The organism is Pseudoxanthomonas sp. CF125 (assembly GCF_900104085.1).
Taxonomy (GTDB): domain Bacteria; phylum Pseudomonadota; class Gammaproteobacteria; order Xanthomonadales; family Xanthomonadaceae; genus Pseudoxanthomonas_A.
Window position 1 is genome coordinate 1,948,386 of the sequence record NZ_FNLD01000001.1, and the last position, 14,118, is coordinate 1,962,503.

Genomic DNA, 14,118 nt, shown 5'->3' on the forward strand with positions numbered 1-14,118 from the left:
GCGTGGCCGACAGCACCTTGCTTTCGCATTGACTGCTCCTCTATCAATCCGCAATCAGACGGACTGATAGCGCAGACGCCCGCCTCAGGCCGCGCTGCCCTCTTCCGGCTTCACCTTGAACCACGCCGCATACAACGCCGGCAGGAACAGCAGCGTCAGCGCAGTGGCCACGGTCAGGCCGCCCATGATGGCTACGGCCATCGGGCCGAAGAACGCGCTGCGCGACAGCGGGATCATCGCCAGCACCGCCGCCAGCGCGGTCAGCACGATGGGGCGGAAGCGGCGCACGGTGGCGTCGATGATCGCGTGCCAGCGGTCGTGGCCGGCGTCGATGTCCTGCTGGATCTGGTCCACCAGAATGACCGAGTTGCGCATGATCATGCCCGACAGCGCGATGGTGCCCAGCATGGCCACGAAGCCGAACGGCACCCGGAACACCAGCAGGGCGAAGGTCACGCCGATCAAGCCCAGCGGCGCGGTCAGCATGACCAGCGCCATGCGCGAGAAGCTGCGCAGTTGCAGCATGAGCAGCGTGGCCACGGCCAGCAGGAACAGCGGCAAGCCGGCCTTGATCGAGTTCTGGCCACGCGCCGAATCCTCCACCGTGCCGCCGGTCTGCAGCAGGTAGCCCTGCGGCAGTTCGCTGCGGATCTTGTCCAGCGTGGGCGATATCTGTTCAACCACCGTCGGTGGCGTGATGCCGTCGCGGATGTCGGCGCGCACGGTGACCGTGGGCAGGCGGTTGCGGTGCCAGATGATGCCGTCTTCGAACGCGTATTCGATATTGCCGATCTGCGTCAGCGGCACGCTGCCGTTGGGCGTGGGCACGGCCAGGCTGCCTAGCATGTCCAGACGCACGCGTTCGTCCTCGGGACCGCGCAGCAGGATCTCCACCAGCTCGTTGCCTTCGCGATAGGTGCTGACGCGCAGGCCAGACAGCGAACTGGTGAGGAATTGCGACACGTCCGCGGTGCTGACGCCCAGCGTGCGCGCGCGGTCCTGGTCGATGGTCAGGCGCACGACCTTGCTGGGCTCGTTCCAGTCCAGATTGACGTTGGTGACGTTGGGATTGGCACGCACCTGCGCGGCGACCTGCTGGGCCAGCGCCTGCACGCGGTCGATGTGTTCGCCGGCGATGCGGAACTGGATGGGATAACCCACCGGCGGTCCGTTTTCCAGGCGTGTCACCCGGAACTGCAATTGCGGGAACTGCGGGCCCACTTCCTTGATCAGCCATTCGCGCATCGATTCGCGCGCTTCGATGTCCTTGGTCAGGACCACGAACTGGGCGAAGTTGGCCTGCGGCAGCTGCTGGTCCAGCGGCAGGTAGAAGCGCGGCGAACCGGTGCCCACGTAGGCCACGTAGTTGTCCACGCCTTCGCGCTTGGCCAGCATTTTTTCCAGCTTCTCGGCCTGGGCCTGGGTGGAGCGCAGCGAACTGCCCTCGGCCAGTTCCATATCCACCATCAGTTCCGGCCGCACCGAATCCGGGAAGAACTGCTGCGGCACGAACCGGAACAGCCCGATCGACAACACGAACGCCAGCACCGTCACCCCGATCACCAGCCAGCGATGGCGCAGGCAGGCATCAAGCAGTTTGCGGTAGCGCTGATAAAACGCGGTCTGGTAAGGATCGTGCTCATGGCCGTCGTGGACCTTGGGCGCGAGTACGCTGGAGAACGCGGGGAAGCGGGCCGCGAGGCGCGCGCGGAAATCATGCCAGCGTCCCGCCAGCGAGCCGGGCTTCGGCGGCTTGGGCTGGTACAGGTCCGGCAGCATCTTGTCGCCCAGGTACGGAATAAACAGCACCGCCGCGATCCACGACACCACCAGCGCGATGGTCACCACCTGGAACAGTGAGCGGGTGTATTCGCCGGTTCCCGAGGCTGCTGTGGCGATGGGCAAAAATCCAGCCGCGGTCACCAGCGTGCCGGTGAGCATTGGGAAAGCCGTGGAGGTATAGGCGAAGCTGGCCGCGCGCATGCGGTCGAAGCCCTGCTCCATCTTGATGGCCATCATCTCCACCGCGATGATCGCGTCGTCCACCAGCAGGCCCAGCGCCAGCACCAGCGCGCCCAGCGAGATCTTGTGCAGGCCGATGTTGAAGTAGTGCATGACCGCGAAGGTCATCGCCAGCACCAGCGGAATGGTCACCGCCACCACCAGGCCGGTGCGCAGGCCCAGCGAGAAGAAGCTGACCAGCAGCACGATGACTACCGCTTCAGTCAGCACGCGCACGAATTCGCCGACCGAATCCTGCACCGCGTGCGGCTGGTCGGAGACCTTGCGCAGTTCCATGCCGGTGGGCGTGGTTTTCTGCAGCCGTTCGAATTCCGAGTCCAGCGTCTTGCCCAGGCGGATGATGTCGCCGCCGTTCTTCATCGCCACCGCCAGGCCGATGGCGTCCTGGCCCATGAAGCGCATCTTCGGCGCAGAGGGGTCGGCGAAGCCGCGGTGCACGTCGGCGATGTCGCCCAAGCGCACCGTACGGCCGCCGGCCTGGATGGGGAAGTCGCGGATTTCCTCGACCGAATCGAAGGCCCCGCTGACCCGCAGCTGCACGCGGTCGGTGGTGGTTTCGAAGAAGCCGGCGGCGGTCACCGCATTCTGCTGGTCCAGCGCCTGCTGCACCTGGCTGAGTGGTATGCCCAGCGTAGCCAGCTTAGTGTTGGACAGTTCTATCCAGACTTTCTCATCCTGCAAGCCGATCAGCTCCACCTTGCCCACGTCGGGCACGCGTTGCAGCTCCAGCTGGATGCGTTCGGCGTAGTCCTTCATCACCGCGTAGTCGAAGCCTGGGCCGGTGAGTGCGTAGATGTTGCCGAAGGTGTCGCCGAATTCGTCGTTGAAGAACGGGCCCACCACCCCTTCGGGCAGCGTGGCCCTGATGTCGCCGACCTTCTTGCGCACCTGGTACCAGAGTTCCGGCACTTCATCGGAATGCATGGAGTCGCGCGCGATGAACATCACCTGCGATTCTCCGGGGCGCGAGTACGAGCGGATGAACTCGTACTCGCCGGTCGTCATCAGCGCCTTCTCGATGCGCTCGGTGACCTGCTTGGCGACTTCTTCGGCCGGCGCGCCAGGCCATACGGTGCGCACTACCATCACCTTGAAGGTGAAAGGCGGATCCTCCGACTGGCCCAGGTGCCGGTACGACCACGCGCCGATCAAAGCCAGCACGATCATCGCGTACAGCACCAGCGCGCGATGGGTCAGCGCCCATTCCGAAAGATTGAAGCGCTTCATGGCTCAGTCCGCCTTCGCAGGAGCGGCGGCGACCTTCTTCGAAAGCACTGGCCGATTGTCGCGATCCACGGGCGTCACCGGCTGGCCTTCGCGCAGCAGATGCCCGCCGGCGCCCACCACCCAGTCGCTGGCCTTGAGGCCGCCCAGCACGGGCACGTCGGTTTCGCCGTAGCGGCCCAGCTGCACGGGCTGCGATTTCACTTTGCCGCTCTGCGTATCGACCACCCACACCGCCGTCGCGCCTTTGGCGCCGCGTTGAATGGCGGAAAGCGGCACGCTGAGGGCGGCGTCCGGTCCGGTTTCCTGCACGTAGACGCGGGCGCTCTGCCCCAGTTCGACGGCCTTGGCCGCGGCGCCGACCAGATTCACGCGCGCGGCGTAGGTGCGGGTCTGCGCATCGGCGGCGGGGGAAATTTCTCGGATCAGGCCGGGCAGGCGCTCGCCCGGCGCGTTCCACAATTCGACCAGCACGGGCTGGCCGACGCTGAAGTCGCGGATGCGGCTTTCCGGCAGCGCGATGGCTACTTCGCGGCCATCGTCGGCGGCCAGGGTGAAGATGGTCTGGCCGGCCGCGACCACTTGCCCGGCCTCGGCCTGGCGGGTGGCGATGACGCCGTCGTGCGGCGCGCGCAGCTGCGAATAGGCAGCCTGGTTGCGGGCCACGTCCAGTTGCGCGCGGGCCGCGCGGGCCTGGCCTTCGGCGGCTTTATAGGCGGCGTTCTGCGCGTCGTAAGTGGACTGGCTGACCAGCTTTTCGCCGACCAGCTTGGCGTAGCGGTCGCGGTCGCCGCGGGCGCGGATCAGATCGGCTTCGGCGGCGGCGAGCTGTGCCTGGGAAGCCTGCGCCTGCAGGCTGAGGTCGTCGGCGTCCAGCACCGCCAGCACCTGGCCCTGCTTCACCTGCGCGCCGGCGTCGACGTTGCGGCGGATCAGGTTGCCGCCGACACGGAACGAGAGCGGGCTTTCTTCGCGGGCGCGTATTTCGCCAGCGTAGGCCGACAGCGCGGCCTGCGCGCCGCCGCCGGGGTGCACTACCAGCACGGGACGCACGGTTCCGGCCGGTTCGGCCTGGCCGCCACAACCCGCCAACCCCAGGATCAGAAGGAGCGGAATTCCGTAGCTGCGCGCATTGGCCTTCGACACGCTGCACATATAAAACACTCCGTCTTGTTCATCAATAAATGGACTTGGCGGTATAGTATAAATATCGAACCGATTAGTCTAGTATTGGAATATGGTCAGTAACCCCTCCCCCGTCAGCCGCCCGAAATCGGCGCCCAGACTTTCCGGCCCCGGCCGGCCCAAGGATCTGGCCAAGCGCGATGCCATCCTGGAAGCGGCCAAACGCCTGTTCGCGGGCGATGGCTACAGCGGCGTCAGCATGGACCAGATCGCGGCCGAAGCCGGCGTCTCCAAGCTCACGGTCTACAGCCATTTCGGCGACAAGGAAGCGTTGTTCGCCGCCGCCGTACGCGCCAAATGCGAGGAGATGCTGCCGGAAGACCTGTTCGCCCAGGAACTGAAAGGCCCGTTGCGCGCGCAGCTCAAGGCGATCGCCAGCGGCTTTTTCGCCCTCATCAGCAGCGACGAGGCCATCAGCACGCACCGCATGATGATCACCCCGGGCAACGCCGACGATCCCTTGCGCAAGCTGTTCTGGGAAGCCGGTCCACGGCGCACCCACCAGGCCTTCGGGGCTTTCCTGCAGTCGCGGGTGGAGGCGGGCGAACTGGAGATCGCCGATGTGCAGCGGGCGTCGGAACAGTTCTTTTCCCTGATCAAGGGCGAGCTGCACGGGCGGATGATGTGCGGCCTTTGCGCCCGTCCTGCGCGGGGCGACGTGAGCGCCCACCTGGACGCCAGCGTGGACATGTTCCTGCGCGCCTATGGCAAATCCTGAAAAAACCGGGGCGCCCGGTCATGACGGAGGTCGCGGTGACTTCCGGCACTGCGTATCGGTGTGGTAGTACGGCCATGCTGCTCCGCACCGCACGACCTTCGAAACGCGCCGCGACCCGCTAAACTGCGCGTCCCCGCGCCGGATGACCCCCCATGACGATCGATTACAACCAAGCCCGCGAAATGATGGTCGAGCAGCAAGTGCGCCCCTGGGAGGTGCTGGATGCGCGCGTGCTGGGCGTGCTGGCCACCCTGCCGCGGGAGAAGTTCGTGCCCGAGATCCACCGTGCGCTGGCTTATGCCGACGTGGAGATCCCGCTGGGTCACGGCCAGAAGATGATGAAGCCGGTGGTCGAGGGCCGCGCCCTGCAGGCATTGCTGCTGCAGGAAGGCGACGAGGTGCTGGAAATCGGCACCGGCGGCGGTTACCTGGCCGCTTGCATGGGCGCCTTGGCCCGCGAAGTAGTCAGCCTGGAGATCCATCCCGAACTGGCCAGCCGTGCGCGCCAGCAACTGGATGCCAGCGGCTACGGCAACAATGTCCGCATCGAAACCGCCGACGCTCTGCACTACGCCACCGAACGGCGCTTCGATGCGGTCTGCGTGACTGCGGCGATGGTTGAAACCCCGTCGCAATTCCTGCAATGGCTGCGTCCGGGAGGCCGCCTGTTCGTAGTCCGCGGCCATTCGCCGGTAATGGAAGCGGTGCTGGTGCACAACGACGTCAACGGCCCGCGCATAGAATCGTTGTTTGAGACCGACCTCCCCTATCTTGTCGGCGCCACCCCGGTGCCGCAATTCGTCTTCTGATTTGAGAAAGGAAACCGCATGAGTCGTCGCCCCCTCGTCCTCGCGCTTGCCCTGGCCCTGCCCTTCGGAGCAAACGCCACGGACCTGATGCAGACCTATGAACTTGCACGTACCGGCGATCCGCAGCTGGCGGCCGCCGAATCCGGCCGCCTGGCGCAGAAGGAAGGCGCCGTGCAGGCGCGTGCCGCACTGTTGCCGCAGGTCAACGGCACCGCATCGCTCAGCCGCAGCCGCAATGAACTGGATGCCGTGCCGGGTTCCACCACCAACACCAGCCGCAGCTACGGCGTCAGCGTCAACCAGTCGGTGCTCGACTTCAGCCGCTACTCCACCCTGCGCGGGCAGCGCGCGCTCAGCGAGGCCGCCGACTACGATCTGGAAGCGGCCAACGACTCGCTGATCACCCGCACTTCGGCGGCTTACTTCAACGTGCTGGTGGCGATCGAAACGCTGGCCGCGGCCGAAGCACAGCAGACCGCGCTGCAGAAGCAGTTCGACTACGCGCAGAAGCGCCTGGACGTGGGCCTGGCCCCGATCACCGACGTGCACGAAGCCCGCGCGCAATACGACAGCGCGCGCGCCAGCGTGATCACCAGCCGCAATGCGTTGAAAGACAACTACGAAGCGCTGGCAGAGATCACCGGCCAGCCGATCAACAACCTGAAGGCGCTGCCGGACGATTTCCGCCCCGTGCTGCCCACCGACTACGACGCCGAAGGCTGGGTCAACACCGCGGTGAGCACCAACCCGGCGCTGAAGTCGCTCGAATACCAGGTGCAATCGGCCGAAGCCGGGGTTTCCACCGCACGCGCCGGCCACCTGCCCACTCTGTCGCTGGGCGGCAGCTGGGGCAAGGACGCAGCGTGGGGCGATACCACCGGCGCCAACGGCAACGGAACCGGCACTACCATCGGCCTGACCTTGAGCGTGCCGATCTTCTCCGGCGGCGCCACCCAGTCGCGGGTGCGCGAGGCGCTGGCCAACCGCGACTCGGCGCAGGACGGTTACGAGCGGCAGAAGCGCGCCGTCGTGCGCAATACGCGCAACGCCTACCAGACCCTGGAAGCGGGCATCAGCGAGATCGAGGCGCGCCGTCTGGCGCTGGTGTCGGCCAAGGCCGCCTATGAAGCCTCGCAGGTCGGACTGGAAGTGGGCACGCGCACCGTGCTGGACGTGTTGATCAACCAGCAGAACCTGTTCCAGGCACAGCAGGCTTACGCACTGGCCAAGTACAACTATCTGCAGAACCGGCTGTTGCTGGACCAGGCGGCAGGCACCTTGGACGCCGACGACGTGCAGGACGTGAACCGCTTGCTGACCGCCGATGCCCAGGCGCAGCTGGCGCCTGACGGCCAGTAACGAAGCATCGTCTCCGAAAGCAATATCGATTACGGCGGACTTCGGTCCGCCGTAATTGTTTGTAGGTCGGGGCTACGCCCCCGACACCACGCGCACCCTCAACATCCCATCCGTCGGGGGCGTAGCCCCGACCTACGGGTCATCGTGCGCCGTCGGATTTCATGCGTCGGGGGCGTAGCCCCGACCTACCGGGAGATCGGCATCGATCATCTGCAGGGTTTTGGCCAGTGCGCCGCGTCCCTGCTCCACCAGCGCGCGGCCGGCATCCACCATCGTCTGTCGCTTCGCTGCATCCTCCAGCAATTGGCCGAGTGCGGCCTCGATGCCCTGCGCATCCTGGGCGATCAGCAGAGCGCCGGCTTCTTTCAGGCGCTTGGAGATCTCGGCGAAGTTGTGCAGATGGGGCCCGGTCACCATGGCCGTGCCCACCGCCGCCGGCTCCAGCAGATTGTGCCCACCGATCGCTTGCAGGCTGCCGCCGACGAAGGCGACTTCGGCGCAGGCGTAGAACGGCATCAGTTCGCCCAGCGTATCGATCACGAACACCTCGTCATCGGCACCGGGCCAGGTCGATTTGCGGCGGGTGGCGACTTTCCAGCCGGCCGACTGCGCCTGCTCGGCGACGCGCGGGAAGCGTTCCGGGTGCCGGGGCGCCCACAGCAGCAACAGGTCCGGCCAGCGCCGCCGCAGATTGCGGTGCAGGGCGATGACGGCCGCTTCCTCGTCCTCATGGGTGCTGGCCGCGATCCACACCGGCCTTCGGCCCGCATGCTCACTGAAGATTTGCACGAAAGCGGCCAGGCCTTCCGGCGCGGCGATGTCGAACTTGAGGTTGCCCGTGTCCATCACCCCGCCCGGAGTGGCGCCCAGGGCGATGAAACGCTTGCCGTCCGGCGCGGATTGCGCGCCGATGCGCTTGAGCGTGCGCACCACCCGTGAAATCAATGGCGCCAGCACGCGGTAGCCGCGCAGCGAACGCGCCGAAAGCCGCGCGTTGAGCAGATAGGTGGGAATGCCCTGGTCGCGGCAGCCGAGCAGCAGGTTGGGCCACAACTCGGTTTCCATCACCAGCGCCAGCCGCGGGCGGTAGTGGCCGAGGAAACGCGAGATCGCCCCCGGCAGGTCGTAGGGCACGTAGACGTGCTGGACGCCTTCGCCCCACAGCGCACGCACGCGCTCGGAGCCGGTCGGAGTGATGGTGGTCACCAGCCAGCGCAGCTGCGGATGCGCGCGGCGCAGCGCATCGACCACCGGCACCGCCGCGTTGACCTCGCCCACCGACACTGCGTGCAGCCAGATGTCGATACGCGCTTCCGGCTGTCGTCCGTAGGAGGCGTAACGCTCGTTCCAGCGCTGGAAATATTCGCGGAAACGGAAGCCGCGCCAGATCAGGTGGTAGACCGTGACCGGCGTCAGTACATAGAGCACGGCCGAATACAGGCCACGCAGGAAACGCTCGGTCAGGTCCATCCGCATTGCGAAAGGATAACCAACTGAACCGTTAGAATCGCTGTATGGCCAAACTCGACCGCGCAGAAAGCCTCCGCAACGACAACGATCCGGCGCCGAAGGGTTTGCGCCAGTGGCCGGCATGGCTGGGTATCGGTCTGGCCGCTTCGCTGGCGCGCTTGCCCTGGCCGCTGCAGCGCGGGCTGGGGAGATTGGTGGGCAGGTTCCTGCATGCGGTGCTGCGCGACCGCCGCCTCGTGGCCGAACGCAACATCGCCCTGTGTTTCCCGGAGCTGGACGCCGCGCAGCAAGCGTCGCTGGTGTACCGGAGTTTTTCCGAACTGGGCATCGGCCTGTTCGAATTCGCCCGCGCCTGGTGGGGCAGCGTGCAGCCCATGCGCCACGACCTGCGGGTGGAAGGACTGGAACATCTTGAAGCAGCGCGCGCGGGCGGGCGAGGGGTAATCGTGATTTCCGGGCACTTCACCACCTTGGAAATCGCCGCGCGGCTGATGTGCGATTACGCCCCGCTGGCCGGCATGTACCGCCCGCACGACCAGGGCGCGATGGAATGGGCGGTCAAGCGCGGGCGCTTGCGCTATGCGGCGCACATGTTCACCCGCGAGGAGTTGCGGCCGGCGTTGAAGCATCTGAAACAGGGCGGGCTGTTGTGGTTCGCGCCGGACCAGGACACGCGCCGCGGCGAAAGCGTATTCGTACCGTTCTTCGGCTTGCCGGCCTACAGCCTTACCTCCACCCACCAGCTGTCGCGGCTATCGGGCGCCAGCGTGATCGCCTTCGCGCACGAACGCCGCGCCGATGGCGGCTACACCTTGCGGCTGTCGCCGGCGTTCGAGGAATTCCCTTCCCAGGACGCCACCGCCGATACCGCGCGGGTGATGGCGGCGATCGAAGCGATGGTGCGCAAAGCGCCGGCGCAGTATCTGTGGATCCATCGCCGCTTCAAGCGTCAGCCCGACGGGCGCGGGAAGCTTTACCAATGACGTAGGTCGGGGCTACGTCCCCGACACCACACGCACCGTCTGGGGTTCATGCGTCGGGGGCGTAGCCCCGACCTACCGGTAGACGCTGGCTTCACCAGGTGGCCGGGTTTTGAAACGCCGGTGCACCCACAGGTATTGCTCGGGATGCTGGCGTACGGCCTGTTCCAGTTCGCTCATGTAACGCGCTGCATCGGCCGCCGGATCGTTGCTGGGCCAACCGCTCCATTGCGGCTCTATGCGCAGGCGGTAGCGGCCGTCGTCGCCGCGATGGAACCAGAACGGCAGCACCACCGCCTTGCCGCGGCGGGCCAGGTCCGGCGTGGCGGTCAGCGTGGCCGCGGCAATACCGAAAAACGGTACGAACGCATTTTGATAAGTGAAATTCTGATCGGCCGAATACGCCACCACGCCTCCCTGCGACAGCGTGCGCAGCAAGCCGCGCACGTCTTTCTTGGCGATGGTGCCGGCGAATGCGCGGCGACGCGCGCCGTCGAACATCGCTTCCAGGCAACGGTTGTTGTTGCTGCGGACCACCACATGCACCGGTTGTCCGGAGACTTGCTGCAGCAGGCGCGCGGCCAGTTCGGAATGAGTGAAATGGCCGCCGAACAGCAACACGCCGCGACCCGACGCGGTGGCGGCGCGAAGATGCTCGAGTCCTTCGACCTCGGCCAGGCCTTCCAGCGCCGGCGCCGGCGCGTACCAGGCGCGCAGCAGTTCCAGCGCGCCGGTGGCGGTGGCGCGCAGATTGTCGGCCAGCAGGCGCTCACGCAGCGCTACATCCAACGCAGGAAAACACAGATCCAGGTTGATGCGCGCATAGCGTCGGCGCTTGCCCAGCAGCGGTCGCATCAGCACGGCCAGCACGCTGCCCAGCCGCAGCAGCATCGGTTGCGGCAGCCGGGCGATGGACTTGGCCAGCAATTCCAGCGGCACGATGAACCAGCAACGCGCCTTGCTTGCTTCAGTCATTGTCCCTGGCCAGCAAACTGCCCGAATACAACGCCGCCAACATCAACGCCAATCCGCCCCAGAAGGTGGAATAGAACGCCAGGTGGGTATTGAAAGGAAACACGGTGACGCCCAGCGCCAGCATGGCCGGACGCGCACGTTCGCGGGCCTCGGGGCTGGCGTATCTCCATGCACGCCACGCCAGCGCCGCGCCGGCCAGCCACAGCAACAGACCGATCGCGCCGGTTTCGGCCAGGATTTCCAGCACGATCTGATGGGCGTGATGCGCAGGTCCCGCGCCCCAGGCCGGCTGCGTGCCGGGCGACGGGTCGCAGGCGGGATATTCCTGGCGGAAATTGCGCGTGCCCACGCCGTTGATGGGATGCTTGCCGATCATGCAGGTGGCCGCGCGCCAGATCTGCGCGCGTCCGGACAGGGCCACGTCCACGCCGCTTTCGTCCGCGGCCAGCGCCTGGGTGGTGCGCTCGATGCGCTCGCGGAACTGCGGCGACACCAGATTCAACACGACCAGCGACAACGCGCCGAAGGCGAACACGGCCAGCAGCTTCTTCCAGCCCAGCAAACGCCAGCCTGAAAACACCAGCACCAACCCGTAGGTCAGCCACGCGGCGCGCGCGCCGGCCAGCAGGATCACCAGACCGATCGCGGCCGACGCCAGCACCCAGCCCAGCATGCCGAAACGCTTGCCGAACGCGAACAACGCGAACGGCGACAGGCTGGCCAGCACCACGCCCAGTTTCAGATTGCACGGACCCAGGAAGCCGCTGAGGCGGTCCAGCGCCAGGGTGTCTTCGGCGCTGCACATGCCGTGGCCGCTGATGAGCTGCTTCAGCTGGTCCAGTCCCCAGAACACCGGGCTGGTGCCGAACACCACCTGCAGCAAGGCGTCGACTGTCCACACCGTCACGATGATCGCCAGGCCGCCGAAGGTGGTGCGCCGGCCCTTTTCATTGGCCACCGCGGCCGCCACCAGCCACAGGAACGGCAGGTAGCGCAGGCCGGTGCCGACTTTGTAGAACGCTCGCGAGGCGTCGGCCGCATCGAATGCGGAGATCAGTTGCGGCGTCCAATAAGCCAGGAACAAGACGCTGGTCAGCGCCCAGGCCGGTCCGCTGAGCAAGCGCATGCCGCCGCGGAAACGCACCAGCAGCAGGCGCGCGATCGCCGCCAGCGCGCCCAGCACCATCACCCCTTCGGCGATGCCGGGCGTGGGCCACAGGGCGACGAAGGCGAGTACCCAGGCCGGCGCCCAGCGCCAGCCATGGCCGGCTGCGGGGGCGATGTTGTCAGTGGGAAGCGCGTTCGGATTCATTGGCGAGTTCTTGGTAAAGATCCAGCGTGGCGTTCTGCATCGCACGCAGGGTATAGGGCATCGTAGCCAAAGGCGACGGCGGATGGGCCAGCAGCGCTTCGGCTTGCGCGAGCAACGCGGCTTCGTCGAAAGGCGGCGCCGCGCCTTGCGGCTGCAGCTCCGCCAGCAATTCGCCCACCCCGCCATGCGCCCAGCCCAGCACCGGGCGGCCGACCGACAACGCCTCGATCACCGTGCGTCCGAAAGATTCCGGCTTGCGCGAAAGCTGGAGCACCAGGTCGGAGGCGGCATAGGCGTCGGCGATGCGCGCAGTGGCGGCGGTGAAGGCCGTCGCTTCCGCGATCTCCAGCTTGGCGGCCTCGGCCTCCATCTCGGCGATGTAGTCCTCGCGTCCGGCTTCGCGCGCGCCGGGCAACCAGAGGCGCGCATCGCTGCCGTCGCGGCGCAGGCCGGCGAGCAGGCGCAACGCATCGATGTGACCCTTCAAGCGGGTTCCGCGACCGGGCAGCAGCAACAGAGGGCCCTCGCCCGCGAGCTGCGGGTGTTGGCTTGCGAACTCGGAGCGCAATGCTGGAGCGGGATACACGGCGCGCGGAAACTGGGTTGTGTCTATACCGCGCGGTATCACCCGCAACTTGTTCGCATCCGTTTTCGGATAGTGCCGCAGCAGGTAACCGCGCACTGTGTCGGAAACGCAGATCACGCGTTCGCCATAAGTCATGACCGCACTGTAGCGGCCAGGCGAATTGAGCCCGTGCATGGTGGTGACGAAATGCGGCCGTTGCGCCTGGTCGATGCCTTGTACGGCCTTCCAGCCCAGCCAGGCGGGTAGACGCGAACGCGCATGCACGATGTCGGCGCGCTCGCCGGCGAACAGTTTCCGTAGTGCGGGCAGATGGCGGAAGGTAAGCAGCGACTTGCGCCCGATGTCCAGCGTTATGTGTTCGGCGCCGGTTTTCTGCAAAGCGGGCAACAGGCGGCCGCCGGCGGAAACGACGATGGCCCGGTGGCCGGCTTCGACCAGAGCCTGCGAGATCTCGAGGGTGGAACGCTCGACGCCGCCTGATTCGAGCGCGGGGAGCAGTTGGACTACCGTCAGGCGGCGCATCGGCGCGGTGCCCGTGCGCGCATGGTCAATCGGCAAGGACGAAGTGCGAGCCGCAGTAAGGGCATTGCACTTCCTTGTCCGGCGCATCCTCGATGGCCAGGTACACGCGCGGGTGCGAGTTCCACAACGCCATTGACGGCAACGGGCAGCTCAGCGGCAGGTCGCTGCGATGCACGGTGTAACGCTTCTCGGCATTGGCAGGCGCAGTGGCGGTCTGGGTCATGGGGATTTGGTCGGTGTTTCGGGGGTTTGCAGTCTAGCAGGCGGCTGTGGGGGCTGGAATGGATGGATTGTGAGGGGTGCGACAGGTCAGGTCGGCAGACCAATGCACGCGGGACCGCTTTATCACGAGCCCTCTGCTGCTCAGCCTCCAGCTGCAACCCTCTGCCCATCAACCCTCCAATCGTCATCCCAGCGAACGCTGGGATCCATCTTGATCTTGCTTGCGCCTTCGGCTTTTGCTCTTTCAATACCCCGTGAAGCGCGGCAAGCGGGCCGGGATAAACCCTGAAGGGGCGGCGCACAGGGATGTGCGCCGTTTTTGGAGCAGCAGGATGCTGCTTCCAAAAATTCCCGGCCCGCTTGCGGACCCAACGGCTCCATCGTTGGGCGCGGCGTTAGAGCCTGCCCCGTACTTGATACGGGGGCGGCTTTCTTTTGGTTACTTTTCTTTGCCGTTCAAAGAAAAGTGACTCGCGCGTAGCGCGAAATGCTTTTGCTTCGGAGAAAAATTAAAAGCCAGAGCAAGATCAAGAGCACCCCTCCTCAATCCTCCCCTGCGCTGCGCGGAAGGGAGGAGGCAAAGCAGAGGCAGAAGCAAGAGAAAATGCAGAAGCAAGATCAAAATGGATCCCAGCTTTCGCTGGGATGACGATCGTATTTTTTCTTGGGGTTGTACGTAAGTCGCCTGGCCCAGATTCAGGGGATGACGAGCGAAAACAGAGAAGCAGAAAACA

Annotated in this window: 11 protein-coding genes; 4 read left to right on the plus strand and 7 right to left on the minus strand. The window is 66.0% G+C overall.

Going from position 1 to position 14,118, the window contains the following annotated elements:
* Positions 1-84 precede the first annotated feature (84 nt).
* Both BLR66_RS08710 and BLR66_RS08715 read right to left on the minus strand, forming a co-directional pair.
* On the minus strand, positions 85-3,249 hold the full coding sequence (locus BLR66_RS08710) for an efflux RND transporter permease subunit (protein ID WP_093283442.1): 3,165 nt from the start codon (positions 3,247-3,249) through the stop codon (positions 85-87).
* A gap of 3 nt (positions 3,250-3,252) precedes the next feature.
* Positions 3,253-4,401, minus strand: coding sequence for an efflux RND transporter periplasmic adaptor subunit (locus tag BLR66_RS08715; protein WP_093283447.1), 1,149 nt, complete (start codon positions 4,399-4,401; stop codon positions 3,253-3,255).
* 82 nt (positions 4,402-4,483) lie between these two features.
* Between BLR66_RS08715 and BLR66_RS08720 the strand changes: the two genes are divergently transcribed.
* From BLR66_RS08720 to BLR66_RS08730, 3 genes are all read left to right on the plus strand, one after another.
* A complete protein-coding gene (locus BLR66_RS08720; protein WP_093283452.1) occupies positions 4,484-5,149 on the plus strand; it encodes a TetR/AcrR family transcriptional regulator in 666 nt (221 codons plus the stop codon).
* A gap of 152 nt (positions 5,150-5,301) precedes the next feature.
* Positions 5,302-5,958, plus strand: coding sequence for a protein-L-isoaspartate O-methyltransferase family protein (locus BLR66_RS08725; protein ID WP_093283456.1), 657 nt, complete (start codon positions 5,302-5,304; stop codon positions 5,956-5,958).
* Positions 5,959-5,976: 18 nt separating this feature from the next.
* On the plus strand, positions 5,977-7,317 hold the full coding sequence (locus tag BLR66_RS08730; protein ID WP_093283461.1) for a TolC family outer membrane protein: 1,341 nt from the start codon (positions 5,977-5,979) through the stop codon (positions 7,315-7,317).
* A 159-nt stretch (positions 7,318-7,476) separates the two neighbouring features.
* Here BLR66_RS08730 and waaA read toward each other — a convergent pair whose 3' ends face one another.
* The gene (waaA, locus tag BLR66_RS08735; RefSeq protein ID WP_093283465.1) at positions 7,477-8,793 is read right to left on the minus strand and encodes a lipid IV(A) 3-deoxy-D-manno-octulosonic acid transferase; all 1,317 of its coding nucleotides are present in this window, start codon (positions 8,791-8,793) and stop codon (positions 7,477-7,479) included.
* A gap of 38 nt (positions 8,794-8,831) precedes the next feature.
* Between waaA and lpxL the strand changes: the two genes are divergently transcribed.
* Entirely contained in the window at positions 8,832-9,770 is a 939-nt protein-coding gene (gene lpxL, locus BLR66_RS08740; RefSeq protein ID WP_093283470.1) for an LpxL/LpxP family Kdo(2)-lipid IV(A) lauroyl/palmitoleoyl acyltransferase, read from the plus strand.
* Between the two features lie 72 nt (positions 9,771-9,842).
* Here the strand turns inward: lpxL and BLR66_RS08745 are convergent, their stop codons facing one another.
* The 4 genes from BLR66_RS08745 to BLR66_RS08760 are packed head-to-tail and all read right to left on the minus strand — an operon-like array spanning position 9,843 to position 13,385.
* Complete coding sequence (locus tag BLR66_RS08745; protein ID WP_093283474.1) at positions 9,843-10,742, minus strand: lysophospholipid acyltransferase family protein; 900 nt, start codon at positions 10,740-10,742, stop codon at positions 9,843-9,845.
* Entirely contained in the window at positions 10,735-12,054 is a 1,320-nt protein-coding gene (locus BLR66_RS08750) for an O-antigen ligase family protein (RefSeq protein WP_093283478.1), read from the minus strand. The genes BLR66_RS08745 and BLR66_RS08750 overlap by 8 nt, the downstream gene beginning before the upstream one ends.
* On the minus strand, positions 12,029-13,162 hold the full coding sequence (locus BLR66_RS08755; protein ID WP_093284615.1) for a glycosyltransferase: 1,134 nt from the start codon (positions 13,160-13,162) through the stop codon (positions 12,029-12,031). Before BLR66_RS08755 ends, BLR66_RS08750 begins: the two co-directional genes overlap by 26 nt.
* Positions 13,163-13,187: 25 nt before the next feature.
* The gene (locus BLR66_RS08760; RefSeq protein WP_093283483.1) at positions 13,188-13,385 is read right to left on the minus strand and encodes a zinc-finger domain-containing protein; all 198 of its coding nucleotides are present in this window, start codon (positions 13,383-13,385) and stop codon (positions 13,188-13,190) included.
* Positions 13,386-14,118 lie beyond the last annotated feature (733 nt).

Coding starts and splice junctions, on each gene's coding strand:
- BLR66_RS08755 (WP_093284615.1), bottom strand. CDS start 13,162: ATGCGCCGCCTGACGGTAGTCCAACTGCTCCCCGCGCTCGAATCAGGC.
- BLR66_RS08725 (WP_093283456.1), top strand. CDS start 5,302: ATGACGATCGATTACAACCAAGCCCGCGAAATGATGGTCGAGCAGCAA.
- BLR66_RS08710 (WP_093283442.1), bottom strand. CDS start 3,249: ATGAAGCGCTTCAATCTTTCGGAATGGGCGCTGACCCATCGCGCGCTG.
- BLR66_RS08730 (WP_093283461.1), top strand. CDS start 5,977: ATGAGTCGTCGCCCCCTCGTCCTCGCGCTTGCCCTGGCCCTGCCCTTC.
- lpxL (WP_093283470.1), top strand. CDS start 8,832: ATGGCCAAACTCGACCGCGCAGAAAGCCTCCGCAACGACAACGATCCG.
- BLR66_RS08745 (WP_093283474.1), bottom strand. CDS start 10,742: ATGACTGAAGCAAGCAAGGCGCGTTGCTGGTTCATCGTGCCGCTGGAA.
- BLR66_RS08715 (WP_093283447.1), bottom strand. CDS start 4,401: ATGTGCAGCGTGTCGAAGGCCAATGCGCGCAGCTACGGAATTCCGCTC.
- waaA (WP_093283465.1), bottom strand. CDS start 8,793: ATGCGGATGGACCTGACCGAGCGTTTCCTGCGTGGCCTGTATTCGGCC.
- BLR66_RS08750 (WP_093283478.1), bottom strand. CDS start 12,054: ATGAATCCGAACGCGCTTCCCACTGACAACATCGCCCCCGCAGCCGGC.
- BLR66_RS08760 (WP_093283483.1), bottom strand. CDS start 13,385: ATGACCCAGACCGCCACTGCGCCTGCCAATGCCGAGAAGCGTTACACC.
- BLR66_RS08720 (WP_093283452.1), top strand. CDS start 4,484: ATGGTCAGTAACCCCTCCCCCGTCAGCCGCCCGAAATCGGCGCCCAGA.